A 25,122-nucleotide genomic window follows, 5' to 3' on the forward strand; every position below is an offset into this window, starting at 1 on the left:
AGTGGTTCATTCTACTGCCGCCGGCACGCCGGCCGGCGCCGCCCGGATCAGAGAAGCGCCGGTCCGGCTCAGGCGGTGGCGGAGACCTCGTCCTCGCGGCGTTCCAGCACCGTGGTGTCCGCCTCCTTCACGGCCGGCTCGTTGCGCCGCAGTAGCGCGTAGAGCGGGGCCTGGATGAAGATCGTCGCCAGGGTGCCCACGATGATGCCCACGAACAGGGCCAGGGCGATGTCCTGCAGGGTGCCCGCCCCGAGGAGGAAGGCGCCGATGAACAAGATGGAGCCCACGGGCAGGATGCCCACCATGGAGGTGTTGATGGAGCGCACCAGGGTCTGGTTGATGGCCAGGTTGACCATCTCGCTGAAGGTCCTGGTCGAATCGCCCTTGAGGTCCTGCGCGTTCTCCCGGATCTTGTCGAACACCACCACCGTGTCATAGAGCGAATAGCTCAGGATGGTCAAGAAGCCGATGATGGCGCTGGGGGTGACCTCGAAGCCGGTGGAGCCGTAGATCCCGGCCGTCAGGGCCACCACGTAGAACAGCCCGATCACGGCGGCCACGGACATCTTCCACGTCCGGAAGTACAGGGCCATCAGCAGCGTCACGAGCACGATGAAGATGACCAGGCCCAGGCCCATCTGCTGGGAGATGTTCTGCCCCCAGGTGGGTCCCACGAAGTTGGAGGTCACCCGGTCCTGTTCCACCTCATAGGCGGACTGCAGGTTCTCGGCCACCGCGAGGGTCTGGGTGTCGTCCAGCCGGTCCGTCTGGACCCGCATGGTGCCCGGGGCGATGTTCGTGACGGTGGCCACGGCCTCCGGGACGGCATCCGTCACGGCCTGCTCGCCGGGCGCCACGTCCGTGTTCTGCACGGCGGACACGGTGAACTCGGAGCCGCCGCGGAAGTCGATGCCGAGGTTGAAGCCGCCCCGGGCCATGGTCAGCCCGCCGGCGATCACCAACAGGATGGCGGCGATGGAGAACCAGAGCTTCCACTTCTCCACGAAGGGGTAGGACGTCTTGCCGGTGTAGAGCCGGTTGCCCCACTGGGCCAGTGCACTCACTTCTGCTCCTCCGTCCGGTCCGGACCGGCCTGGTCGCCGGTGGACAGGCCGACGGCGGCCATCCGCTCCTCGCGGCGCCGCTCGGCGATCGTCTGGCGCTTCACCGCCTCCATGGATGACTTCTGGTTCTTCTTGGCGCGGACCACCGTGGGCTCGGCCTTGAACTCCCGGACGCGCCCGGCCCCCTTGTAGAGCGGCTCCACCCCCAGCAGTGACGGGTCCAGCCCGGAGAGCTTGTGCCCGCCCCCGAAGAACCGGGTGTGGGCCAGCATCTGCATGACCGGGTGGGTGAACATGAACACGATGATGAGGTCCGCCACGGCGGTCAGGCCGAGGGTGAAGGCGAAGCCGCGCACGTTGCCCACCGCCACGAAATACAGCACGACGGCGGCCAGCAGGTTCACTGCCTTGGAGGCCGTGATGGTGCGCTTGGCCCGGGCCCAGCCGTACTCCACGGCCTCCGGCAGCGGGCGCCCCGACCGCAGCTCGTCCTTGATGCGTTCGAAGTACACGATGAACGAGTCCGCCGTGAGCCCGATCGCCACGATCAACCCGGCGATGCCCGCCAGGGAGAGCCGGTAGTTGTCCGACCACCCCAGCAACACGATCGCCAGATAGGTCAGGACACCGGCCACCACCAGGGACGCCATGGTCACCAGGCCGAGCACGCGGTACTGGAAGAAGGAGTACAAGGTCACGAGGGCCAGGCCGATGAGGCCGGCGATCAGTCCCAGGCGCAGCTGGTCGGCGCCGAGGGTGGCGGAGATCTGCTGCTCGGACTCGATCGAGAAGCTGATCGGCAGCGCGCCGTACTTCAGCTGTTCGGCCAGGGCCGCCGCGGTGACCTCCGTGAAGTTGCCGGAGATCTGCGCGCGGCCGTCCGTGATGACGGCGTTGGAGTTCGGTGCGGAGACCACCTGGCCGTCCAGCACGATGGCGAACTGTTTGCGCGGATCGCCCTCCTGGAACGGCGTCAGGCGCTGGGTGACCTCGCGGAACTTCTCCGCGCCGTCACCGTTGAAGGACAGGTTGACGGCCCACTGGTTCGTGGACACGCCGGTCGCCGTGTTGACCATGCCGTAGTCCGCGCCGGAGATGTCCGTGCCGGGCACTTCCACGGGGCCGACGATGTACTTCGTGCCGGGCTGGCCCGTCTCCTCATCCCCCGGCTCGCACACGATCACGGCCTCGTCCTGCGGCAGCGCCTCCCGGTTCGGGTCGCTCAGCACGGCAGGACAGTCATAGGCCTCGAACTCGGCGGCCAGCTCGGGGCTGATCCAGGTCGGATCGGAGCCGTTCTCCGGTTCCGCGGTGGGTTCGGGGAACTCCTCCACCGGGGTGCGCTGATCCTCCGGGAGGGCCTCGAAGGGCCCCCGGGTGATGACCGGCCGGAACTCCATGTTGGCGGAGGCCTGGATCAGGGCGCGGGTCTCCTCGTCCGGGATGCCCGGCAGGGAGACCACCACGTTGGACCCGCCCTGCGTGGTGATCTCGGCCTCGGCCACGCCGGAGCCGTCCACCCGCTGGCGGATGATCTCGACCGCCTGGTCCAGCTGCTCCGCGGAGACCTGTTGGCCACCGGTCGCCTCGGGGGTGAGCACCATCTGCGTGCCACCCTCCAGGTCGAGGGCGAGTTTGGGGGCCAGTTGGGCCTGTCCGGTGAACACGCCCACGCCCAGGATCGCCGCAAGGGCGATGGTCAGGCCGGCGAGCCACCAGAGGCTGCGTTTCGCACGTCCCCGGGGGGTCTTATCTGCCATGGAGGATTTGGCTTTCCGTCAGTCGGAGATCCGGAGATCAGGAGGGGTCAGCGGGGCTCAGGCGCGCCCGGTGCCGGGGCGCTGATCGTCCGGACCGTTCTCGTCCCGCAGGGTCGGGTCCTCGTCCAGGCCGGCCGGGGAGTCCGGCACCGTCGGTTCGGACGCCGCGTCGGCGGCCGGGGGGTTCACGGCCTTGCCGATGGCCTGCAGGTGCACCGTGGCGGTGTTCCCCGGGGAGATCTCGATGACGGCCTTGTTCTCGTCCTTGTCAACGGACAGGATGGTGCCGAACAGGCCCATGGTGGTCATGACCTCCACGCCGGGGGCCAGGGTGTCATGCAGCTGGCGCTGCTGCTGCTGTGTCTTCTTGCTGCGGCGGAACATGCTGAAGATCAGGAAGCCGAAGACCACCAGCATGATCAGCAGGAAGGGATCGAAGGGCAGTCCGCCACCGCCTTCCGCGTTCGCGCCTTCGGCAACGATCGAGACGGTGGTCGGGGCATTCAGCTGGGTCACGTCGGGGACACCACATTCCAGGTTCGGGGCACAGGGCAACCCGGCCAGTCTAAGGGGTGCCCGGACCGAACAGCGTGTCCGCCTCCCCGGCCGCGTCGTCGCGCGGCGCGGACGCCGGCTGGGCGGCGGATGCGGCGGGTGCGGCGACCGTCCAGAAGGCCGCGCCCGGTGACTCCGGCGGGGGCGTGAGCCCCAGGTGCTCCCAGGCTGCGGGCATGGCGATGCGTCCGCGGGGGGTGCGTCCGAGCAGGCCCTCGCGGACCAGGAAGGGCTCGGCCACGGTCTCCACCGTCTCGGTCTCCTCCCCCACCGCGATCGCCAGCGTGGACAGGCCCACCGGTCCACCGGCGAACTTGGAGCACAGCGCCTGGAGCACGGAGCGGTCCAGGCGGTCCAGCCCTCTCGCGTCCACCTCGTACATCTCCAGGGCGGCGGAGGCGGCCCGGGAGTCCACCTGGTCCAGCCCGCCGACCAGGGCCCAGTCCCGCACCCTGCGCAGCAGCCGGTTGGCGATGCGCGGGGTACCCCGGGACCGGCTGGCGATCTGGGTGAAGCCGGCAGAGTTCACCTTCATGTCCAGCAGCAGGGCCGAGCGGCGCAGCACCAGCTCGAGCTCCTCCGTGCTGTAGAACTCGAGGTGCCCGGTGAAGCCGAAACGGTCCCGCAGCGGCCCCGGCAGCAGCCCGGCCCGCGTGGTCGCGCCGACGAGGGTGAAGGGTGGGATCTCCAGGGGGATGGACGTGGCGCCGGCCCCCTTGCCCACCACGATGTCCACGCGGAAGTCCTCCATGGCCATGTAGAGCATCTCCTCGGCCGGGCGGGACATCCGGTGGATCTCGTCCAGGAACAACACCTCCCCCTCGGTCAGGGAGGAGAGGATGGCGGCGAGGTCACCGGAGTGCTGGATGGCCGGTCCGGAGGAGATCCGCAGCGGTGCGTTCATCTCACCGGCGATGATCATGGCCAGGGTGGTCTTGCCCAGGCCGGGCGGGCCGGACATCAGGACGTGGTCCGCGCTGCGTCCGCGGATCCGGGCCGCCTCCAGCATCAGGGAGAGCTGCCGGCGGACGCGCTGCTGGCCCACGAAGTCGTGCAGGTTCTTCGGCCGCAGGGCCGCCTCGAGCTCCCGCTCCTCGCCCTCGGCTGCGCCGGCTACGATCCGGCCGTCTGGTGGTTCGGTCATGCGCTGATCCCCCGCGTCCTAGCGTCCCGACCGGGAGGAGTGCCCCTGGCCCAGATGCCGCAGCGTCGCCTTCAGCACGCTGGCCACGTCACCGGACTCCTCCAGTTCTGGCTCGTGCCGGAGGGTGTCCCGCACCGCCTTCTCGGCATCCTTCTCGGTCCAGCCCAGGCTGGTGAGGGCCTCGAGGACCTGCTCCATCCACGGTTGTCCCACGGCGGAGGACACGCCTCCGTCCGCGCCGGCGGCCACCGGGGCCCCGGTGGGGACCAGCTTGTCCGTCAGCTCCAACACGATGCGCCGGGCCCCCTTGGGTCCGATGCCCGGCACCTTGGTGAAGGCCTTGTCATCCCCCGTGGAGGCGGCCACCCGCACGGCTTCGGGCTCGTACACGGCCAGCACGGCCAGGGCCAGCCGCGGCCCCACGCCGGAGACCCCGAGCAGCACGTCGAAGACCTCCCGCTCGTCCTCGGTGGCGAAGCCGAAGAGCGTCATCGAGTCCTCCCGCACCACCATGGAGGTCGAGACCCGGCCCGACTCCCCCCGCCGGAGCCCCGCGAGGGTCTGCGGGGTGGCGGAGAACCGCATGCCGAATCCGGACACCGTGATGACGGCGTGGTTCAACCCCACGGATTCGACCGTGCCGGTCAGGGACGAAATCATGCTCAACTCGCTCAGGTCGGGTACCGGGCAGGCCCGGTCAGAAGTTCGAACGTATCTACGAAGACCCTAGCCCATGGCCGGGCTCAGATGCGGGACCCGCCGCCCCACCCGTTGGACCCCTTGGCGCCGCGGCTGCGCTGTTCGGCGGCCAGCCAGGCCTTCTGGGCCGCGGTCGCCGAGGTGCCCGGCGCACCCTGGCGCCCGGCCGCCGTCGGGAACCGGGACGCGCGCTGCGGGCTGGTGAGGTTGCCGGTCTCCAGTCCGCGGCCCATCAGTCCGCCGCGCCACGCGTGGGTGATGGCCAGCGCCAGGGCGTCGGCGGCGTCCGCGGGCCTCGGGGGCGCCTCGAGGCGCAGGATGCGGGTGACCATGGCCGTGACCTGGTCCTTGCCGGCGGTGCCACTGCCCGTGACCGCGGCCTTGACCTCGGAGGGGGTGTGCAGGGCCACGGGGATACCGCGCCGGGCCGCCGCCGCGATCGCCACGCCCGAGGCCTGTGCGGTGCCCATGATGGTGGGCGTGTTGTGCTGGGCGAACATGCGCTCCACCGCCACGTGGTCCGGGGTGTGGCGATCGAGCCACTCGTTGATGGCCTCATCGATCGCCAGCAGGCGCCGGTCCAGGGACTGCTCGGCCCCCGTCCCGACCACGGTCACCCCCACGAGCGTGGCGGTGCGGTTGGGGGCCACGTCCACCACGGCGATGCCGCAGCGGGTCAGCCCGGGGTCCACCCCGAGCACCCGCAGCGGCCCCGGCTCGCGGCGCGCCGTCCGGCCGGTCACGGAGACGGTCAGTCCTCGTCCAGCTGGGCGAGGACCTCGGGGGCGATGTCCACGTTGGAGTACACGTTCTGCACGTCCTCCAAGTCCTCGAGCGCGTCCTCAAGCCCGAAGTACGTCTTGGCACCCTTGACGTCCAGGTCCACCTTCATGGTGGCCACGAACTCCATCTCATCCGTGTCGTACTCGATGCCGGCCTCCTCCAGGGCGGCGCCCACGGCACGCAGGTCCGAGGGATCGCACATCACCTCGAAGACACCGCCGGACTGCACCACCTCATCGGCGCCGGCATCCAGCACGGCCATCAGGATGTCGTCCTCGGTGTGGCCCTCGGCCGGCAGACGGACCAACCCGGTGCGGTTGAACAGGAACGCCACCGAACCACTGTCCGCCATGGTGCCGCCGTGCCGGGTGACGGCCGTGCGGACATCCGCCGCGGCACGGTTCTTGTTGTCCGTCAGACACTCGACCATCAGGGCCGAGCCCTGGGGACCGCGGACCTCATAGATGATCTCGGTGTACTCGATGACCTCGCCGGTCAGTCCCGCCCCGCGCTTGATGGCGCGGTCGATGTTGTCATTGGGCACGGACTGCTTCTTGGCCTTGGTCACCGCAACCTCGAGGGCCGGGTTGCCGTCCAGATCGGCCCCGCCGGCGCGGGCGGCCACCTCGATGCCTTTGACGTACTTGGCGAAGGCCTTGGCCCGCCGCGAGTCGATGATGGCCTTCTTGTGCTTGGTGGTCGCCCACTTGGAATGCCCTGCCACGTGTTCTCCTCCCCTCGCCCGCCGCGGTGTTCCCGCGCGCCGGCGCTGGCTGTTGGTGATGATCGGGTGGTCCCAGCCCGGCCAGCAACCACCGGGCCCTGCCGGTGACGGCAGAAGTCTGGTGCCGATTCTACCGGGACCGCCATCCGGCACCCCTGTCCCCCGCCCGCGGATTGTGAAACAGTTGCTGACTATGACCGAGAACCCCCTGCTGACGCCGTCCACCCTGCCGTACGGCCTCCCCGATTTCGCCGTGATCGAGGACGATCACTTCCTGCCCGCCTTCCGCTCCGGCATGGCCCGGCACCGGGCCGAGCTGCAGGCGATCGCGGCCGACCCCGCCGAGGCCACCTTCGAGAACACCTTCCAGGCCTTCGAACGCTCCGGGGCGTTGTTGCGGTGGGTCCAGATGGTCTTCTCGAACCTCGTGCCCGCCGACGGGACCGAGGTGCGCCACGCGATCGATGAGGAGATCAGCCCGGAGTTGGCGGCGCACGCCGATTCGATCTACCTCGATGAGGACCTCTACCGCCGCCTGGCCGGGGTGGATCTGGATGCAGTGGAGGTCACCGCCGGTCACCGGCTGGACGCCGAGGACCGCCGGCTGGCCGAGGAGACGCTGAAGTCCTTCCGGCTGCTCGGCGCGGACCTGGACGCGGATTCCAAGGAGCGGCTGGCCGCACTCAACGAGCGGCTGGCCGTGCTGTCCTCCCAGTACGGCCGGCGGATGGTGGCGGAGAACGCGGCCTCGGCCGTCTGGTTCGCCACCGCCGGGGAACTGGCCGGGCTCTCGGAGCAGGACCTCGCCTCGGCCGCGGCGGCGGCGCGGGAGTCGGGCCACACCACGGGGCACGACGGCGGCTACCTCCTGACGCTGTCCATGTTCACCTCCCAGCCCTGGCTGGAAGTCCTCGAGCACCGCGACTCACGCCGGCGCGTCCACGAGGCGGCGTGGCGCCGGGGCACGGTCCCCGGTGGGAACTACGCCCTGGACCTCGCCGTGGAACAGGCCACCCTGCGCGCCGAGAAGGCGGCCCTGCTGGGGTACTCCAGCTGGGCCGAGTACGCCCTGGTGGACCGCACCGCCCCGGACCTCGCAGCCGTCCGCGGACTCCTGGACCGGGTCATCCCCGCCGCCACCGCGAATGCCCGGCGCGAGCGCGAGACCGTCGAGGCCTTGGCCGGCCACCCCATCGAGCCGTGGGACTGGCCCTTCTACGCCGCCCGCGTGGAGCGGGAACAGTACCGCGTGGATGCCGCCGCACTGCGGTCCTACTTCGAGTTGGACCGCGTGCTCGAGGACGGCGTGTTCGCCGCCGCCGGCGCGCTCTACGGGCTCTCCTTCCGCGAGCGTGACGACCTGCCGGGGTATGCCCCGGGGGTGCGCGTCTGGGAGGTGTTCGACGACGGCCCGTCCGGTTCCCCGGACGGCCTGGGCCTGTTCGTGGGAGACTTCTTCACCCGCCCCACGAAGTCCGGCGGTGCGTGGATGAACTCCTTCCGCGAGGCCTCGACCTTCCTGGACGAACGGCCCGTGGTCAGCAACAACCTGAACATCCCGCAGCCGGCGGACGGGGAGCCGGCCCTGCTGACCGTGGACCAGGTGAACACCCTGTTCCACGAGTTCGGCCACGCCCTGCACGCACTGCTGTCCACGGCCCGGTACGCCACCCTGTCCGGCACCGCCGTACCCCGGGACTTCGTGGAGTTCCCGTCCCAGGTCAACGAGATGTGGATGTACTGGCCCGAGATCGTCACCGGCTACGCGCGGCATGTCCAGACCGGAGAGGTGATCGATCCGGACCTGCTGGAGGCGATCGAGGCGTCCTCCCTGTGGGGTGAGGGCCACCGCACCACGGAGTACCTGGGTGCCGCCCTGCTGGACCTGGCGTGGCATGCGCTGGCCCCGGGCACCACGGTGGCGGATCCCCTGGCCTTCGAGGCCGAGCACCTCGCGGCGGCCGGGCTGGACCCGGAGCTGGTGCCGCCGCGCTACCGTTCGAGCTACTTCAAGCACATCTTCGCCGGCGGCTATGCGGCCGGGTACTACTCCTACCTGTGGTCCGAGGTGCTGGACGCGGATACCGTGCAGTGGTTCCGAGCGCACGGTGGGCTGACCCGCCAGAACGGCGAGCGCTTCCGCACCGAGCTGCTCGCCCGGGGCAACACGAGGGACCCGTTGGAGTCCTACCGTGCCTTCCGGGGGCAGGATGCCGATCCGGAGCACCTGCTGCGGAGGCGGGGCCTGCTCTAGGACTCCCGCTCCGCCCTAGGACGTCAGCTGTGCCAGCCCCGGCCGGGGTGAGGTGAGCACGGCGTGCAGCCACACCCGCACGGCGCGGTCCCACTTCACCGGGTCCACGTTGTACTCGCGGGTGTGGCGGGCCAGGTGGAACCGGACGAAGCTCACGAGCTGGGGGACCTTGGCGGCCAGTTCCATGGAGGGACCGACCGGGACGAAATCGTCGTCCTCGGAGTGCAGGATCAGGGTGGGCACCCGCAGCTGGTCGGCCCGGGTCAGCCAGTCCATGGCCTTCAGGTCCACGGGGGCGGCCAGCCCCGTGGCCCACCGTCCGGCCTTGTTGCTCATGAGCCACTGGCCCAGCTGGCCGATGGCGTCCGGCAGCCGGTTGAGCTTGGCCTGGTGGGCCAGCACGTCGATCCAGTTGATGACCGGGCCGTCCAGCACCATGGCGGCGACCATGGAGGACAGCTCGGAGCGGTCAGCCATCTGCAGGCATACCGCCCCGCCCATCGACCAGCCGAACAGGACCACCTCGCGCGCCCCCTGTTCGAGGGCATAGGCCACGGCGGCCTCCACGTCCTTCCACTCGGTGCTGCCCAGTCCGTAGCGGCCGTCCCCGGCGGCCGGGGCCTCACCGTCATTGCGGTAGGAGATCAGCAGGGAGGTCATCCCGAGGGCCTGTGCCGTGGCGATGGCCCGGATCCCCTCGGTGCGTTTGGAGCCACGGCCGTGCACCATCACGGCCCACACGCCCTGCCCGGCGGGTGCGGGGGTGGTCTCCTCCTCACCCGGACGGATGAGCCAGGCCGGCGCCGAACCGTTCTCCACCGGGATCCGCACATCCTCGGTCTCATAGCCCAGGGTGCGGGGGCTGGGGTAGATGAACCCGGTCCACCGGCCGCGGATGACCCCCCGCAGCTCGCCGGTGTAGACCTCCTCGACCTCACGCTGGACGGTCCCGTCCCGCGGGTCGAACGAGGTCACCGCGCCGATCCGCGCGAGTCCCGCGCCGCCGTCGAACACCAGGGAGTACGTCCCGGGCACGGTGGTCTCCTCGGTCACGGGCAGGATGACCTCGGCCCCGGACTCCCCCTGCACCACGGCGAGGATCTCGAGCTCCTCGGCCGGCGTCCGCACGGGGGTGACCACCGTGCGGGCGAAGAGCCCCGCCAGCCCGGAGACGGTGCCCGCCGCCACCGAGCCGACCACGATCCCGCCGACCGCGGCGAAGGAGGACCACCGCATCACCGGTTCGGCCTGGCCGATGGACTTCTTGAGCCGCGCGCGGCGGTTGCCGTCGCGCGAAGAACGCGAAGAACGCGAAGAACGGGGAAGGCGGGGTGAACGGGAGGTTCGGGACGGACGAGAGGTCATGCCCCATTCTGTCCATGTCCCTGCCGAGTTCGCCAGCGGCGGGCACGGAAGGCGCGGCGTGGGAATCATCACGGTGGTCCGTGGTGTTATGGCTGTCATGAGTGAAATCCCCTCCCCCTCCTCCCCGTCAGAGCAGCCCAGCACCACCGATCCAGCCGTCCGCGGCCGTTCCGAGGCCGAATGGCGCGAGCGGCTGAGCCCCGAGGAGTTCCAGGTCCTGCGCCAGGCCGGCACCGAACGCCCCTTCACCGGCGAGTACTGGGACGCACAGACCGAGGGCGTCTACGCCTGCCGCGCCTGCGGCTCCGAGCTGTTCCGCTCGGACACGAAGTTCGACGCCCAGTGCGGTTGGCCCTCCTTCTTCGCCCCGCTGGCCGAGGACCGGGTGGAGTACATCCGGGACACCGACCTGGGCATGGAGCGGATCGAGGTGCGTTGCGCCAACTGCGGCTCGCACATGGGCCACGTCTTCCAGGGTGAAGGCTTCGACACCCCCACGGACCTGCGCTACTGCATGAACTCCCTGTCCCTGACCCTGGCCCCGAAGGCCGGCGCGTGAGGGGCTTCGCCTCAGACAACTACGCCGGCGTCCACCCCGAGGTCCTGGCCGCACTGGCCGAGGCCAACACGGGACACCAGCCGGCCTACGGCGACGACTCCTGGACCGCCCGGCTCCAGGACCTGGTCCGCACCGAGTTCGGCGCGGCGGCGGAGGGCTTCCCGGTCTTCAACGGCACCGGCGCCAACGTGGTGGCCCTGCAGTCCCTGCTGCCGCCGTGGGGTGCCGTGATCTGCGCCGAGTCCGCGCACATCCACCAGGACGAGGGCGGGGCCCCGGAGCGGATCGCCCACACCAAGCTCCTCACCGTGCCCACCCCGGATGGCAAGCTGACCCCCGAGCTGATCGACCGCCAGGCCCACGGTGTCGGCTTCGTGCACCGGGCCCAGCCCGCCGTCGTCGAGATCGCCCAGGTCACCGAACTCGGGACGGTCTACACCCCGGACGAGATCAGGGCCGTCACCGAACACGCCCATGCCCTGGGCATGGGCGTCTACCTGGACGGGGCCCGGTTGGCGAACGCGGCCGCCGCCCTGGGGACTGACCTGCGGTCCTTCACGGCCGACGTCGGGGTGGATGTGGTGTCCTTCGGCGGCACGAAGAACGGCGCCCTGGGTGCCGAGCTGGTGGTGGTGCTGGACCCCGACGCCGTGGCGTCCGGTCCCGGAGGCCGGCGCGCCGAGGGTGCATCCCAGGCGGTGGGCTACCTGCGGAAGTCCTCCATGCAGCTGGCCTCCAAGATGCGCTTCCTCTCCGCCCAGCTGGTGGCCCTGCTCACGGACGGGCTGTGGCTGCGATCCGCCCAGCACGCCAATGCGATGGCGGCCCGGCTGGCAGCGGGGGCCCGCACCCTGGACGGCGTCACGCTCACCCAAGAGCCGCAGGCCAACCAGGTCCTGGCCGTCCTCGATCCGGCCGTGGCCCAGGCCGTGCGTGCCGACTATGCCTTCTACGACTGGGACGTGGCGCGGCATGAGGTGCGCTGGATGACCTCCTGGGACACCACCGAACAGGATGTGGACGGCTTCGTGGCGGCCCTGGGCGCGGCACTCAGGAACCTCTGATAGGAGCCCCCACGGCGCGCCGTCCCGGTATCCACCGGGCGCGCCTTTAACCTTGAGTCTGTGACTGCGCTTGGCCACCACCCCCCAGAGATGCAGCGCCTTCCCGGAGAGTTCCGCGAGGCGCTGGCTGGGTTGCGCCGGGCGCGGCATCGGCAGGAGATCACGCTCGACGAGATCCCCGCCCCCGGTCGCCTCGCACCCTTCGCCGTGGCACTGGCCGCAGAGGTCCGCGATCCCACAGCTGAGGACGATCAGGAGCTCGCCACCGGACGGTTCATCCTGCTCCACGATCCGGCCGGCTCACCGGTCTGGAAGGGCACGTTCCGGGTGGTGACGTACATCCGCGCCTCCCTGGAGTCAGACCTCGGCAACGACCCGATGGTCGGCGCCGTGGCGTGGACCTGGCTCGTGGAGGCCCTGGAGAATCACCGGGCCGGCTACGCCGAGGCCGGCGGGACCGCCACCCGGGTGCTCTCGGAGAGCTTCGGGGGGCTGGCAGGACGTCCGGACACCATCGACATCGAACTACGGGCCTCGTGGACACCGACCGGCCCGGACAGCACCGACCACCTGGAGGCGTGGGCCGACATGGTCTGTGCCTTCGCCGGCCTGCCACCGGTCCCGGAGGGCGTCACGCCCTTGCCCCGCATCAGGAGGAACTGACATCACAGCGGACACCACCGCCACCCCGGACCTGACCGACTCCGAACCACCCCGACTCCTCACCGAGCCGGAGGGCGGCGTCCCCTTCGTCACGAACTCCCGCCAGGAACTCGAGCGCTGCGCCCGACTGCTGGCGGCGGGCAGCGGGCCGGTGGCCGTGGACGCCGAGCGGGCCTCCGGGTTCCGGTACGGCCAGCGGGCGTTCCTGGTCCAGATCAAGCGCGAGGGCGCCGGGATCTGGCTGATCGACCCGGAGGCCTTCGAGGACCTGGCCATCATCCAACAGGCCCTGAGCGGCGTGGAGTGGATCCTGCACGCCTCCACCCAGGACCTGCCCTGCCTCTCCGAGCTCGGGCTGTGGCCGGACCGGCTCTTCGACACGGAGCTGGCGGGCCGGCTGCTGGGACTGCCCCGCGTGGGGCTGGCCTCCGTGCTGGAGCAGCTGCTCGGGGTCACCCTGGCCAAGGAACACTCCGCGGCGGACTGGTCCACCCGCCCGCTGCCCGAGGACTGGCTGCGGTATGCGGCGCTGGACGTCGAACTGCTCGTGGAGCTGCGGGCCGCCATGCTCGAACTGTTGGCGGAGGCCGAGAAGCTGGAATGGGCCGAGCAGGAGTTCGAGGCGATCCGCACCGCCCCGGCCCCCGGGCCCCGCAAGGACCCGTGGCGGCGGACCTCCGGCATGCACCGGCTGCGCAAGCCCCAGCAGCTGGCCGTGGTCCGTGAGCTCTGGGAGACCCGTGAGGCGCTGGCCCGGAACCGTGATGTGGCCCCGGGGCGGTTGATCCCGGACTCCGCCATCGTGGCCGCCGCCACCTCCCAGCCGAGCACCGTGCCGGCCCTGTTGAAGACCCAGGGCTTCCACGGGCGCGCCGCCAGCAAGGAGGGCCCCCGCTGGGTCCGCGCCATCCAGGCCGGCCAGGCGGCCGCCCAGACCCGGGAGGGCCTGCCGCCACTGCACCTGCCCCTGGACGGTCCCCCGCCCCCGCGGGCCTGGCGGGACCGCAACCCCCTGGCCGACCGGCGGCTGAAGACGGCCAAGGCCTGGATCGGCAACAAGGCCGAGGAGCTCTCCGTGCCCCTGGAGAACCTGCTGACCCCGGACACCCTGCGGCGCCTGTGCTGGACCCCGCCGGAGCAGATCGACCCGGACTCGGTCGCCGAAGCCCTCACCGGGCTCGGTGCCCGCCCCTGGCAGGTCTCCATCGCGGCCCCCATCCTCACCGTGGCGCTGCTGGACCCCGACCCCGCCTGACACTAAGTTCCTGGCCTACTGATCACGAGTTCCGGGACTGTCGGTTATCGTGGGATTCGTCTCCACCCGAAACCTATCCAGGAGCACCATGACCGACCGCTTTGCCCCGTACCGCGACCTCGCCGCCCTGTTCCCGGATGAGGTCATCACCCAGGCCGAGGTGACCGACGTCGAGCTGCCCGGCGGGGCCGGGACCCTGGCGCTGGTCACCCTGGACAACCACGCGGGGCCGAAGCGGCCCACCACGCTGGGACCGAACACGCTCATCGGCCTGGGCCGGGTGCTGGACGCCCAGGCCGAGCGCGCGCGCTCAGGCCAGCTGGCCGGCGTCGCGATCACCGGGAAGCCGGGCTTCCTGGTGGCCGGGGCGGACCTGGGGTCCGTGAGCAGTCTGAAGGAGGGCGCCGAGGGCTCGCTGCTCGCCCGGCTGGGCCACGACGTCTACAACGTGCTGAGCGATTTCCCGGTCCCGTCCTTCGCCTTCATCAACGGCCTGGCGCTCGGCGGGGGCCTGGAGATCGCCCTGGCCACCCACTACCGCACGGTGTCCTCCCGGGCGAAGGGGCTCGGCCTCCCGGAGGCCCACCTGGGTCTGGTGCCCGGCTGGGGTGGGGTGTGGAAGACCCCGCGGATCATCGGTCCGCGGGACGCCATGACGCTGATGATCAAGAACCCGCTGGCCAACAACCGCACCATCGACGGCCGCACCGCCTACTCGATCGGCCTGGCGGATGCGATCCTCGATCCGGCCCAGGACCCCGCGGACACCGGCGTCTTCGTCCAGGCCAGCCTGGACTGGGCCGCCCGGGTGATCACCGGCGACACCGAGACGGTCTCCGCGCTGGCCACCCAGCGAGAGCGCGACACCTCCGAGACGGCCTGGGACGAGGCCATCGCCGAGGGCCGGGCGATCGTGGCGGCCAAGACCGGCGGTCAGGTCCCGGCCCCGACCACCGTCATGGACCTCTTCGAGGCCGGGCGCCACCGGACGCGGGAGGAATCCGCCGCCGCCGAGTGTGAGGCCTTGGCCGAGTTGATGCTGACGCACGAGTTCGCCAACACCGTCTACGCGTTCCTGGACGTGGTGCAGAAGCGCTCGAAGAACCCCGCCGGGGCGCCGTCGGCCGAGCTGGCCCGCCCGGTGCAGAAGGTCGGCGTGGTGGGCGCCGGGCTGATGGCCGGGCAGCTGGCCCTGGTCTACGCGCAGAAGCTGACCGTGCCCGTGGTGATGACGGACATCGACCAGGAGCGGGTGGACCGCGGCGTGGGCCTCGTCCACGCCCAGGTGGACCGGCTCGCCGCCAAGGGCAGGCTGAGCGCCGAGTCCGGCGAGCAGCTGAAGGCGCTGGTGACCGGCTCCGTGTCCAAGGACGTGTACGCGGACGCCGACTTCGTGATCGAGGCCGTCTTCGAGGAGATGGGCGTCAAGAAGACCGTGCTGGCCGAACTGGAGCAGATCGTCTCCCCCGAGTGCATCCTGGCCACCAACACCTCCTCCCTGTCCGTCACCGAGATGGCCTCGGACCTGCAGCACCCGGAGCGGCTGGTCGGATTCCACTTCTTCAACCCGGTGGCCGTGATGCCGCTGGTGGAGATCGTGCGGGGGCCCTCCACCATGGACGAGGTGCTGGCCACGGCCTTCGCGGTGGCCGCGGGCCTGGGCAAGACCGCCGTGCTGGTCCAGGACGCCGCCGCCTTCGTGGTGAACCGGATCCTGCTGCGCATGATGGGCGAGGTGCAGCACTCCTTCGACTCCGGCACCGACGCCGAGGTGGCCGACCACGCGTTGGACCCGATGGCCCTGCCGATGACCCCGTTCACCCTGTTGGCCATGGTGGGCATCCCGGTGGCCCAGCACGTCACCGAGTCGCTCAACGCGGCGTTCGGGGACGAGCGGTTCCCGGTCTCGGCGAACCTGCAGCGCCTGATCGATGCCGGGATCACCTCGATCTGGGCGCAGGACGGGAGTCGGGGTATTCCGGCCGAGACCCGCGCGGTGCTCGAGTCCGGGAACGCCCCCGAGACCTCCGAGCAGCTGCTGGTGCGGGTCCAGGACGCCCTGGCCCAGGAGATCGGTCTGATGCTGGAGGAGGGGGTGGTGGCTGATGCGCAGGACATCGACCTGTGCATGATCCTCGGCGCCGGCTGGCCCCTGCACCTGGGCGGCATCACCCCGTACCTGGACCAGGTGGGCGCCTCCGAGCGCGTCAACGGCAGGCCCTTCCACGGCTGAGGGCTGAGCACCACCAGAACCTGGGGCCCGACGGCGGCCCGCACCTGCCCGGTGCGGGCCGCCGTCGCGCTGTGGCCGGAGGCCTTCGCCACGCACCGTCCACCGTCCGGCCACCCGCAGGGCACGAGGTGCTCTCCCGGTCAGCTCGACTTCACCGTGACGGATCTGGCCAGCCCGTTCGTCGGGTTCAACCTCCACAAGTGGATGGGCGCACCACTGGGCTGCGGTTTCATGTATATCCGGAAGGACCGCCTGGCCAGCATCGACCGCCACTTCGGGGACCGGGACTACGGCGCGGAGGACGTCCGCTCCCGGATCCACACGGGGACGGCGAACTCGGCCAACTACCTGGCCGTCCCCGCCGCCCTGGACTTCCACGTGGCCCTGGGCATCCAGAACAAGCAGGCCCGGCTGCGCCTGTTGCGGGACCGCTGGGTGCAGCAGGTCCTGGACGTGCCGAACCTGCAGATCCTCACGCCGGAGGACCCGCTGACCTACGGGGCGATCACCGCCTTCCGCCTCGACGGGAACAACACCTCACAGCAGACCACGGCCATCACGGACTACCTGCTGGCGGAGTGGGGTGTCTTCACCGTCCGCCGCGGCGGCGTGGGGGCCGGCGAGGTCATCCGTGTCTCCCCGGCGCTGTACAACGACGTGCGGGACGCCGACCTGGTGGCCCGGGCCGTCCGAGCGGCCGCCCGGCGCTTCTGAGTGCGTGGTGGACGGCTCCGTGCCTCAACGGGCGGTCCTCTCGATGTCGGGTTCGATGTAGATGAGGCGGGCCCACGGCACCGTGGCGCGGATCCGGCGTTCCGCCTCGTTGATCCGGTCCACGAGGTCCTGTGCCTGCGTGCACTCGTCCACGCTGATCTTGGCGGCCACGAGGATCTCCTCCGGGCCCAGGTGGACGGTCTTGAGGTGGATGATGCGATTCTGGCCCTCGCCCTCCAGGGCGGCGCGGATGGCGGCCGTGTTCTGGCTGCTGGCCGATTCGCCCAGGATCAGGGATTTCATCTCGACGGCCAGCACGGCGGCGACCAGGACGAGGAGCACACCGATGCAGGCGCTGCCGGCGGCATCCCAGAGCCCGTTGCCGGTGATCACGGTCAGGGACACGGCGATCAGGGCCAGGACCAGACCGATGAGGGCGGCGAAGTCCTCCAGCAGGATCACCGGCAGTTCCGGGGCCTTGGCGGTGCGGATGAACCGGCCGTACGACTGCTTGCCCTTGATCTTCCGTGCCTCGGTGGCGGCGACGTAGAACGACCGGCCCTCGAGGGCGATGCCGCCGAGCAGCACCGCGAGGGGCACCCACCACCACGCGCCGTCGATGGGGTGGGGATCCTGCCATTTGTGGTACGCCTCGTAGAGGGCGAAGAGCCCGCCCACGCTGAACAGCACGATGGCGACGATGAACCCGTAGATGTAGCTGTTGCGTCCATACCCGAACGGGTGCTCCACGTCGGCCCGCTTCCGGGAGGCCTTCCGGCCCACCAGCAACAGCACCTGGTTGCCGGAGTCGGCGACCGAGTGGATCCCCTCGGCCAACATGGAGGAGGATTGGGTCAGGAAGAAGGCCACGAACTTCAACACGGCGATGCCCAGATTCGCGGTCAACGCCGCGAAGACGGCCTTGTTTCCTCCACCATCGGACATGAGACTCTCCTCCACGGGTCCTGGCCGTCATCGTAGGCCTGCTGCCAGGGGGATGCCACCTGGTGTGGCCGGTGGCCTCGGACGGCGGATAATGGGGGGATGACCTCTGCATCCCCCACCCCCCAGAACCAGCACGACGGCGGCGCCTCCTGCCGCGGTTGCGGCACCTCCGGCCCGTCCCGGCGGTCCTTCCTGGAACGCGGCGCGCTGATCGGCGCCGTGGGCGTGGCCAGCACGTTGGGGCTGACGGCGTGCACGAGCGATATCCGGGACGAGGACAACGCCCCCTCGCACCACCTCGGCGGCACGCCGACCGAGGCGGTCCGGGTGGCGGACCTGCCCACCGGCGGCATGACGAGTGTGCGCCTCCAGGGGCGCACCCTGCTGATCAGCCGGCCGGCGGAGGACGAGGTGCACGCCTTCTCGGCCGTCTGCACCCATCAGGGCTGCACCGTGGCCCCGACCGAGGAGAACGGCGAGGACGTCTTCGCCTGCCCCTGCCACGGTTCGCACTTCGACGTCACCACGGGCGAGCCCTACGCCGGTCCGGCGAAGAAGCCCCTGACCGGGTACACCGCCGCGATCGACGGTGACTGGGTGATGGTCACGCTCTAGAGTTAGGCCGCCGCGGCGGGTTGACGATGACCCGGTTGCTGTTGGGGTCCCAGTCCGGCTGCTCGGCCTTGCGCCGCTCGTAGTAGTAGAACCGCCACCACATCCAGACGGCCGGGCCGAGCACGGGCAGCAGGAACATCACGAAGGCCCACGGGATCCTCCGCCCCGGGCTCAGCGGCGAGTGCGAGAGGGAGACCAGGGACCACACCAGCAACACCAGGATGGCGATCACCAGGATCCACATCAGGATCTCGGTGGCGTTGACGGCGAGGCCTCCCACTAGAACAGCGCGACCTTCGGCACGGTCGGGAAGATCTCGTCCATCTCGGCCCGCTCCGCCTCGGTGGGCACCCAGCGCACGGCTGCGGCGTTCTGGCGGACCTGCTCCGGCCGGGTGGCCCCGGCGATCACGGAGGTGACCGGGTCCTGGGCGGCCAGCCAGCAGAACGCCAGCTCCACCTCGGTCAGCCCCCGCTCCCGGGCGAACTCACCGAAACGGCGCAGCTGCTTCAGGTCCGCCTCCTGGACCATATGCTGACGCGAGTGCGAGAGCCGCGAGCCCTCGGGCGCCGTGCCGGCGGAGTACTTGCCGGTCAACATCCCGTTGGCCAGCGGGAAGTACGGCAGCACGCCCAGACCATAGGCCCGCGCCGCGGGCAGCACCTCGAGCTCGGCCCGGCGGTCCAGCAGGTTGTAGTGGTTCTGCGCGGAGATGAACCGCTCGGTGCCCAGCTCGCGGGCCACGAACTCGGCCTCGGCGATCTGCCAGCCGGCCCGGTTGGAGTGCCCGATGTACCGGACCTTGCCGGAGCGCACCAGGTCGTCCATCGCGGAGAGCGTCTCCTCGATCGGGGTGGCCTCGTCCGGGGTGTGGAACTGGTACAGGTCGATCCAGTCCGTCCCCAGCCGCCGCAGAGAGGCCTCCACGGCCCGGACGATGTACCGCCGGGAGCCGCGGGCACCGAAGTCGTTGCCGTTGGCACCGCGCATGTCCATACCGAACTTGGTGGCCAGCACGATCTCCCCGCGCCGGTCCCCCAGCGCGCGGCCGAGCCGCTCCTCGCTGAGCCCCGGGGTGGCCCCGTAGGTGTCCGAGACATCGAAGAGGCTCACCCCGGCGTCCAGGGCGGCGTGCACCACGGCGTCCGTGCCCTCCTGCTCGAGGGTGGCGGTGCCGGGACGGCCGAGATTGTTGCACCCCAGCCCGACGACGGAGACGGACAGACCGGAGTGGCCGAGACGGCGATGTTCCACCGTCACACCCCCGTGGTCACGCGCGAGGGCTGGACCTGCGCGAACTTCGCGGCGGCCGGGATCTCGGCGGCGGCCTTGCGGGGGTGCACCGTGGCCACCTCGAAGACGACCCGACCGGACTCCAGCTGCTCCCCCACAACCTCGCCGAGGCCCCGCCAGGCCAACTGGTTGGTGATCTCCCCGCGCAGTCTCTCCACGAGGGACGTCTCCACGGTCGTCGGCGCCGTGCCCTTGAGGCGGTAGGAGACCTGCAGGGTCTTCACCTGGTCCTCCGTCAGCTCGGCGAAGCCGTCCTCGGCGCACTGCGTGGCGAATCCGGCGAGCAGCTCCTCACCGGCGGCGTCGTCCGCGACCTTCTCGGCCGTCGTCGTGCCCGTGGTTCCGAGGCGCCCGTGGTGGACGACCACCTCGCCGCTGCCCGGCGCGAACCAGGCCTCGCGGTAGTCCACCCGCTGCTGGCCGTCCTGCTCGGACCGCCGATACGTGCGTACAATGCTCACTTCTTGCCCTCCGTGGTGGGGGTGGTGGGGATCTGACTCATCTGGCCGGTCAGCGGCCGGGCGAAGGGGACCTTGGTGCCCAGCACCTGCGCCACCGTGTCCTGCGCCACCTGGCGCGCGGTCAGCCCGGTGCGTTCCAGCACCTGCTCACGGGAGCCGTGGGCGAGGTACTGCACCGGCAGGCCGACCTCGTTCAGGGCGGTGTCCACGCCGCGGGCGCGCATCTCCTGACGGATCCGGGAGCCGACGCCGCCGGCCTTCACCCCGTCCTCCAGGCACACCACGATCCGGTGGCGGGCGGCCTGGCTGATCACGGAGTCCCGCACGGGCAGCACCCAGCGGGGGTCGATCACGGTGGCGGAGATGCCCTGGTCCGCCAGCCTCGCGGCCACATCCAGGCCCATCTCGGCCAGGGATCCGACGGCCACGATCAGCACGTCCCGTTCGGCCCCGGGTTCAGCGGAGGCCGTGCCGAGGCGCAGCAGCACGTCCACGCCGTCCTCGAGCCGCTCCAGGGCCGCGATCTCCGGGCCGACGGAGCCCTTGGAGAAGCGCACCACGGTGGGGGCATCCTCCACCGCCACCGCCTCGCGCAGCTCCTCACGCAGCCGCTCCGCATCCCGGGGTGCGGCGATCCGCAGGGTGGGCACGGACTGCAACAGGGCCAGGTCCCACATGCCGTGGTGGCTGGGGCCATCCGGGCCGGTGACACCGGCCCGGTCCAGCACGAAGGTGACCCCGGCCCGGTGCAGGCCCACGTCCATGAGCACCTGGTCGAAGGCGCGGTTGAGGAACGTGGCGTAGACGGCCACCACAGGGTGCAGCCCGCCGAAGGCCATGCCGGCGGCCGAGGTGACGGCGTGCTGCTCGGCGATGCCGACGTCATACACGCGGTCCGGGTGGCGTTCGGCCATCAGGCCCAGACCCACCGGGATCCTCATGGCGGCGGTGATCGCCACGATGTCCTCACGCTCGTCCGCGATCGCGGCGATCTCCTCGCCGAACACGGACGTCCACGAGGGACCCGAGCTGGAGGCCACCGGCTCCCCCGTCTCCGGGTCGATCCTGCCGATGGCGTGGAACTGGTCGGCCTGGTGGGCCACGGCGGGGGCATAGCCGTGGCCCTTCTCCGTCATGGCGTGCACGATCACGGGGCCGGCGTAGTTCTTGGCATCCGCCAGCGCCTCCTCGAGCTCGTCCTGGTCGTGGCCGTTGATGGGGCCGATGTACTTCATCCCCAGGTCTTCGAACAGGCCCTGGGGCGCCCACCAGTCCTTGAGGCCCTTCTTGGTGGCGTGCAGCGACTTATAGACGAAACGTCCGGCGGTCCCGGTGTTCTGCAGCCGCGTCTTCCAGAAGTCGAGGGTGTCCTCGTAGCCGCGGTGGGTGCGGAGCTTGTCCAGAAAGGCCCGGCGCAGACCGGAGAGCTGGTTCGCCAGCCCGCCGACGGTCGGGGCGTAGGAACGGCCGTTGTCATTGACCACGATCACCACGCGGCGGTCCCGGTCCGCGGCGATGTTGTTGATGGCCTCCCAGGCCATGCCGCCGGTCAGCGCGCCGTCCCCGATTACGGCCACCACGGTGCGCTCGCCCTGACCGCGCAGGGCCCAGGCCCGGGAGATCCCGTCCGCCCAGGACAGGGACGAGGAGGCGTGGGAGGACTCGACCACGTCATGCACGGACTCGGCACGGTCCCCGTACCCGGAGAGCCCGTCCTGTTGGCGCAGGGTGGAGAAGTCCTGCCGGCCGGTCACCAGTTTGTGCACGTAAGACTGGTGGCCGGTGTCGAAAATGACGGCGTCCTGCGGCGAGTCGAAGCTCCGGTGGATCGCCAGGGTCAGCTCCACCACGCCGAGGTTCGGTCCCAGGTGTCCACCCGTGCGGGAGACGTTGGCGATGAGGAAGGCTCGGACCTCGTTCGCCAATTGCCGCATCTGGCCTCGGGTGAGGGGGTGCAGGTCCTGCGGGGTGCGGATCGTTTCGAGAAGGCCCACGGGCAAGCGGTCCTTTCGGCCGGGAGGGAGGGTCACAACAGCTTCCCCCAGAATAGCGCGCCGTCGCGGTGCGGCTGGGAGGGAGGGGCACGACGCCGGCGGGCCGGGTCCCCCGTGTGGGGAACCCGGCCCGCCGGTCGGAGTGGTGAGCTACTTCTTTGCGGCGATCTGGCGCAGCACGTACTGCAGGATGCCGCCGTTGCGGTAGTAGTCGGCCTCACCGGGGGTGTCGATGCGGACGACCGCGTCGAACTCGGTGACGGTGTCGTTCTCATGCGTGGCGGTGACCTTGACGGTCTTCGGGGTGGAGCCCTCGTTCAGGGCCGTCACGCCGGAGACGCTGAAGGTCTCGGTGCCGTCCAGTCCCAGGGAGTCCGAGGACTCGCCCTCGGGGAACTGCAGCGGCAGCACGCCCATGCCGATCAGGTTCGAGCGGTGGATGCGCTCGAAGGACTCCGTGATGACGGCCTTCACGCCCAGCAGTGCGGTGCCCTTGGCGGCCCAGTCACGGGACGAGCCGCTGCCGTACTCCTTGCCGGCCAGCACCACCAGCGGGGTGCCGGCGGCCTGGTAGTTCTGCGCAGCGTCGTAGACCGCGGCCTGTGGGGAACCATCCTGGGTGAAGTCGCGGGTGAAGCCGCCCTCCACGCCGTCCAGCAGCTGGTTCTTGATGCGGATGTTCGCGAACGTGCCGCGGATCATCACCTCGTGGTTGCCACGGCGGGAGCCGTAGGAGTTGAAGTCCTTGCGCTCCACACCGTTCTCCAGCAGGTACTTTCCGGCCGGGGTGTCCGACTTGAAGGAACCGGCCGGGGAGATGTGGTCCGTGGTCACGGAATCACCGAGCTTGAGCAGCACGCGGGCGCCCGAGATGTCCTCGACCGGTGTCGGCTCGGCCGGCATACCGTCGAAGTACGGGGGCTTCCGGACGTAGGTGGACTGCTCGTCCCACTCGAAGGTATCGCCCTCGGGGGTCTCCAGCGCCTGCCAGCGGTGATCGCCGTCGAAGATGGTCTCGTACTCACGGGTGAACATCTCGGTGTCGATCGAGCGGTCGATGATCTCCTGGACCTCGGTCGGCTCCGGCCAGATGTCTTTGAGGAACACGTCCTGGCCCGCGGAGTCCTGGCCCAGTGGATCGTTCTCGAAGTCGAAGTCCATGGTGCCGGCCAGGGCGTAGGCGACCACCAGTGGCGGGGACGCCAGGTAGTTCATCTTCACGTCCGGGTTGATGCGGCCCTCGAAGTTGCGGTTGCCGGAGAGCACCGAGGTCACGGACAGGTCGTTGTCCTGGATGGCCTGGGAGATCTCGGGCTCCAGCGGACCGGAGTTGCCGATGCAGGTGGTGCAGCCGTAGCCCACGATGTTGAAGCCCAGGGCGTTCAGGGAGGGGATCAGCCCGGACTTCTCGTAGTACTCGGTGACCACGCGGGAGCCGGGGGCCACGGAGGTCTTGACCCAGGGCTTCGAGGTGAGGCCCTTCTCCACGGCGTTGCGGGCCAGCACGGCGGCGGCCATCATCACCGAGGGGTTCGAGGTGTTGGTGCAGGAGGTGATCGAGGCGATCGAGACGATGCCGTGGTCCAGCTGGAACTCGCGGCCGTCCTCCATGGCCACGCCCACGGACTTGGACGGGCGGCCGGAGCCGGCCTCGTCCTCGGTGGCGTAGTGGTGGATGTCCTTGCGGAACTGCTCCTTGGAGTCCGTGAGCTCGATGCGGTCCTGGGGACGCTTCGGGCCGGAGATCGAGGGGACCACGGTGCCCAGGTCCAGCTCGAGGTACTCCGAGAACTGGATCTCCTTCGAGGGGTCGTGCCAGAGGCCCTGCTCCTTGGCGTAGGCCTCCACCAGCGCGATGCTCTCCTCGGAGCGGCCGGTCAGGCGCAGGTAACCCAGGGTGACATCGTCGATCGGGAACATGGCGGCGGTGGAGCCGAACTCCGGGGACATGTTGCCGATGGTGGCGCGGTTGGCCAGCGGCACGGAGCCGACGCCCTCACCGTAGAACTCCACGAACTTGCCGACCACGCCGTGGGCGCGCAGCTGCTCGGTGATGGTCAGCACCACGTCCGTGGCGGTGGCGCCGGCCGGGATGGACCCGGTCAGCTTGAAGCCCACCACGCGCGGGATGAGCATGGAGACCGGCTGGCCGAGCATGGCGGCCTCGGCCTCGATACCGCCGACGCCCCAACCCAGCACGCCCAGGCCGTTGACCATGGTGGTGTGGGAGTCGGTGCCGACGCAGGAGTCCGGGTAGGCGCGCAGCACGCCGTCCACCTCGCGGGTCATCACGGTGCGGGCCAGGTTCTCGATGTTGACCTGGTGCACGATGCCCATGCCCGGGGGGACGACCTTGAAGTCGTTGAACGCCGTCTGGCCCCAGCGCAGGAACTGGTACCGCTCGCCGTTGCGCTGGTACTCGATGTCCATGTTGCGCTCGATGGCCTGGTCGTTGCCGAAGGAGTCGATCTGCACCGAGTGGTCGATCACGAGCTCGGCCGGGGCCAGCGGGTTCACGCGGGAGGCATCGCCGCCGAGGTCCTTGATGGCCTCACGCATGGTGGCGAGGTCCACGATGCAGGGCACACCGGTGAAGTCCTGCATGAGGACGCGGGCGGGGGTGAACTGGATCTCGGTGTCCGGCTGGGCGTTGGCGTCCCAGGAACCCAAGGCCTTGATGGACTCGGCGGTCACGTTCGCACCGTCCTCGGTGCGGAGCAGGTTCTCCAACAGGACCTTCAAGGAGTAGGGGAGCTTGTCCGCACCCTCCACCTTGTTCAGCCGGAAAATCTCGTACTCAGCGCCATTGACGTCCAGGACGCCCTTGGAGCCGAAGCTGTCAACAGTAGTCACGGGGACTCCTCTTCCCGCCCTGGGTCAGGGCGATTGGCCGGTCTGTCAGTGCCATGCCCGGTCCACCGTTTGCTCCGGTACCGCGTGCGGGCGATTTCCGGCCGATGGTGGCAGCCACATGCCGA

The 25,122-nt window shown here is 70.2% G+C and carries 22 protein-coding genes; 8 read left to right on the forward strand and 14 right to left on the reverse strand.

Annotated elements, in window-relative coordinates:
* Positions 1–68: 68 nt before the first annotated feature.
* The 7 genes from secF to ACSU1G_RS10220 form a co-directional block, all read right to left on the reverse strand.
* Positions 69–1,064 (reverse strand): protein translocase subunit SecF, encoded by a 996-nt coding sequence (secF, locus tag ACSU1G_RS10190; protein WP_439279806.1) that lies wholly within the window; start codon positions 1,062–1,064, stop codon positions 69–71.
* Positions 1,061–2,824, reverse strand: coding sequence for a protein translocase subunit SecD (secD, locus tag ACSU1G_RS10195; protein ID WP_439279807.1), 1,764 nt, complete (start codon positions 2,822–2,824; stop codon positions 1,061–1,063). The genes secF and secD overlap by 4 nt, the downstream gene beginning before the upstream one ends.
* Before the next feature lie 57 nt (positions 2,825–2,881).
* Positions 2,882–3,340: a preprotein translocase subunit YajC gene (yajC, locus tag ACSU1G_RS10200; RefSeq protein WP_439279808.1), complete on the reverse strand. Its 459-nt coding sequence runs from the start codon at positions 3,338–3,340 to the stop codon at positions 2,882–2,884.
* 49 nt (positions 3,341–3,389) lie between these two features.
* Positions 3,390–4,523, reverse strand: a complete 1,134-nt coding sequence (gene ruvB, locus ACSU1G_RS10205; protein WP_439279809.1) for a Holliday junction branch migration DNA helicase RuvB — start codon at positions 4,521–4,523, stop codon at positions 3,390–3,392.
* 18 nt (positions 4,524–4,541) lie between these two features.
* The gene (gene ruvA, locus ACSU1G_RS10210) at positions 4,542–5,183 is read right to left on the reverse strand and encodes a Holliday junction branch migration protein RuvA (RefSeq protein ID WP_439279810.1); all 642 of its coding nucleotides are present in this window, start codon (positions 5,181–5,183) and stop codon (positions 4,542–4,544) included.
* Positions 5,184–5,266: 83 nt separating this feature from the next.
* A complete protein-coding gene (ruvC, locus tag ACSU1G_RS10215) occupies positions 5,267–5,965 on the reverse strand; it encodes a crossover junction endodeoxyribonuclease RuvC (protein ID WP_439279811.1) in 699 nt (232 codons plus the stop codon).
* An 8-nt stretch (positions 5,966–5,973) separates the two neighbouring features.
* A complete protein-coding gene (locus ACSU1G_RS10220) occupies positions 5,974–6,729 on the reverse strand; it encodes a YebC/PmpR family DNA-binding transcriptional regulator (protein ID WP_439279812.1) in 756 nt (251 codons plus the stop codon).
* Positions 6,730–6,922: 193 nt separating this feature from the next.
* On the opposite strand from ACSU1G_RS10220, the gene ACSU1G_RS10225 reads away from it, so the two are divergent.
* Positions 6,923–8,983 (forward strand): M3 family metallopeptidase, encoded by a 2,061-nt coding sequence (locus ACSU1G_RS10225; RefSeq protein ID WP_439279813.1) that lies wholly within the window; start codon positions 6,923–6,925, stop codon positions 8,981–8,983.
* A 15-nt stretch (positions 8,984–8,998) separates the two neighbouring features.
* On the opposite strand, the gene ACSU1G_RS10230 is transcribed toward ACSU1G_RS10225, so the two are convergent.
* Positions 8,999–10,348, reverse strand: a complete 1,350-nt coding sequence (locus ACSU1G_RS10230; protein ID WP_439279814.1) for an alpha/beta hydrolase family protein — start codon at positions 10,346–10,348, stop codon at positions 8,999–9,001.
* A gap of 97 nt (positions 10,349–10,445) precedes the next feature.
* On the opposite strand from ACSU1G_RS10230, the gene msrB reads away from it, so the two are divergent.
* The 6 genes from msrB to ACSU1G_RS10260 all read left to right on the forward strand — a co-directional run bounded on the left by msrB (position 10,446) and on the right by ACSU1G_RS10260 (position 16,836).
* On the forward strand, positions 10,446–10,907 hold the full coding sequence (msrB, locus tag ACSU1G_RS10235; protein ID WP_439279815.1) for a peptide-methionine (R)-S-oxide reductase MsrB: 462 nt from the start codon (positions 10,446–10,448) through the stop codon (positions 10,905–10,907).
* Positions 10,904–11,971: a threonine aldolase family protein gene (locus tag ACSU1G_RS10240; protein WP_439279816.1), complete on the forward strand. Its 1,068-nt coding sequence runs from the start codon at positions 10,904–10,906 to the stop codon at positions 11,969–11,971. The genes msrB and ACSU1G_RS10240 overlap by 4 nt, the downstream gene beginning before the upstream one ends.
* A gap of 90 nt (positions 11,972–12,061) precedes the next feature.
* Entirely contained in the window at positions 12,062–12,634 is a 573-nt protein-coding gene (locus ACSU1G_RS10245; protein WP_439279957.1) for a DUF3000 domain-containing protein, read from the forward strand.
* Position 12,635: 1 nt separating this feature from the next.
* Entirely contained in the window at positions 12,636–13,889 is a 1,254-nt protein-coding gene (locus ACSU1G_RS10250) for an HRDC domain-containing protein (RefSeq protein ID WP_439279958.1), read from the forward strand.
* An 88-nt stretch (positions 13,890–13,977) separates the two neighbouring features.
* Positions 13,978–16,122 carry a 3-hydroxyacyl-CoA dehydrogenase NAD-binding domain-containing protein gene (locus tag ACSU1G_RS10255; protein WP_439279817.1) on the forward strand — a complete coding sequence of 715 codons (2,145 nt, stop codon included), beginning with the start codon at positions 13,978–13,980 and terminating at the stop codon, positions 16,120–16,122.
* A 156-nt stretch (positions 16,123–16,278) separates the two neighbouring features.
* Positions 16,279–16,836, forward strand: a complete 558-nt coding sequence (locus tag ACSU1G_RS10260; RefSeq protein WP_439279818.1) for an aminotransferase class V-fold PLP-dependent enzyme — start codon at positions 16,279–16,281, stop codon at positions 16,834–16,836.
* A 24-nt stretch (positions 16,837–16,860) separates the two neighbouring features.
* Here ACSU1G_RS10260 and ACSU1G_RS10265 read toward each other — a convergent pair whose 3' ends face one another.
* Positions 16,861–17,781, reverse strand: a complete 921-nt coding sequence (locus tag ACSU1G_RS10265; protein WP_439279819.1) for a cation diffusion facilitator family transporter — start codon at positions 17,779–17,781, stop codon at positions 16,861–16,863.
* A gap of 99 nt (positions 17,782–17,880) precedes the next feature.
* On the opposite strand from ACSU1G_RS10265, the gene ACSU1G_RS10270 reads away from it, so the two are divergent.
* The gene (locus tag ACSU1G_RS10270; RefSeq protein ID WP_439279820.1) at positions 17,881–18,396 is read left to right on the forward strand and encodes a ubiquinol-cytochrome c reductase iron-sulfur subunit; all 516 of its coding nucleotides are present in this window, start codon (positions 17,881–17,883) and stop codon (positions 18,394–18,396) included.
* On the opposite strand, the gene ACSU1G_RS10275 is transcribed toward ACSU1G_RS10270, so the two are convergent.
* From ACSU1G_RS10275 to acnA, 5 genes are all read right to left on the reverse strand, one after another.
* On the reverse strand, positions 18,386–18,676 hold the full coding sequence (locus tag ACSU1G_RS10275) for a PLD nuclease N-terminal domain-containing protein (protein WP_439279821.1): 291 nt from the start codon (positions 18,674–18,676) through the stop codon (positions 18,386–18,388). The genes ACSU1G_RS10270 and ACSU1G_RS10275 overlap by 11 nt on opposite strands.
* Positions 18,676–19,650: an aldo/keto reductase gene (locus tag ACSU1G_RS10280; RefSeq protein WP_439279822.1), complete on the reverse strand. Its 975-nt coding sequence runs from the start codon at positions 19,648–19,650 to the stop codon at positions 18,676–18,678. Before ACSU1G_RS10280 ends, ACSU1G_RS10275 begins: the two co-directional genes overlap by 1 nt.
* A 2-nt stretch (positions 19,651–19,652) precedes the next feature.
* Positions 19,653–20,150 (reverse strand): hypothetical protein, encoded by a 498-nt coding sequence (locus ACSU1G_RS10285; RefSeq protein ID WP_439279823.1) that lies wholly within the window; start codon positions 20,148–20,150, stop codon positions 19,653–19,655.
* Positions 20,147–22,144: a 1-deoxy-D-xylulose-5-phosphate synthase gene (gene dxs / locus ACSU1G_RS10290; protein ID WP_439279824.1), complete on the reverse strand. Its 1,998-nt coding sequence runs from the start codon at positions 22,142–22,144 to the stop codon at positions 20,147–20,149. Before dxs ends, ACSU1G_RS10285 begins: the two co-directional genes overlap by 4 nt.
* Positions 22,145–22,294: 150 nt before the next feature.
* Positions 22,295–24,997: an aconitate hydratase AcnA gene (acnA, locus tag ACSU1G_RS10295; protein ID WP_439279825.1), complete on the reverse strand. Its 2,703-nt coding sequence runs from the start codon at positions 24,995–24,997 to the stop codon at positions 22,295–22,297.
* Between the last annotated feature and the right edge of the window lie 125 nt (positions 24,998–25,122).

Source organism: Microbacterium sp. A93 (assembly GCF_051842835.1).

Bases quoted from the DNA above. Each gene is read 5' to 3' on its own strand.
- ACSU1G_RS10270 (WP_439279820.1), top strand. From the start codon at position 17,881: ATGACCTCTGCATCCCCCACCCCCCAGAACCAGCACGACGGCGGCGCC.
- ACSU1G_RS10265 (WP_439279819.1), bottom strand. From the start codon at position 17,781: ATGTCCGATGGTGGAGGAAACAAGGCCGTCTTCGCGGCGTTGACCGCG.
- msrB (WP_439279815.1), top strand. From the start codon at position 10,446: ATGAGTGAAATCCCCTCCCCCTCCTCCCCGTCAGAGCAGCCCAGCACC.
- secD (WP_439279807.1), bottom strand. From the start codon at position 2,824: ATGGCAGATAAGACCCCCCGGGGACGTGCGAAACGCAGCCTCTGGTGG.
- ACSU1G_RS10255 (WP_439279817.1), top strand. From the start codon at position 13,978: ATGACCGACCGCTTTGCCCCGTACCGCGACCTCGCCGCCCTGTTCCCG.
- ACSU1G_RS10225 (WP_439279813.1), top strand. From the start codon at position 6,923: ATGACCGAGAACCCCCTGCTGACGCCGTCCACCCTGCCGTACGGCCTC.
- ACSU1G_RS10230 (WP_439279814.1), bottom strand. From the start codon at position 10,348: ATGACCTCTCGTCCGTCCCGAACCTCCCGTTCACCCCGCCTTCCCCGT.
- ruvB (WP_439279809.1), bottom strand. From the start codon at position 4,523: ATGACCGAACCACCAGACGGCCGGATCGTAGCCGGCGCAGCCGAGGGC.
- ACSU1G_RS10245 (WP_439279957.1), top strand. From the start codon at position 12,062: ATGCAGCGCCTTCCCGGAGAGTTCCGCGAGGCGCTGGCTGGGTTGCGC.
- ruvA (WP_439279810.1), bottom strand. From the start codon at position 5,183: ATGATTTCGTCCCTGACCGGCACGGTCGAATCCGTGGGGTTGAACCAC.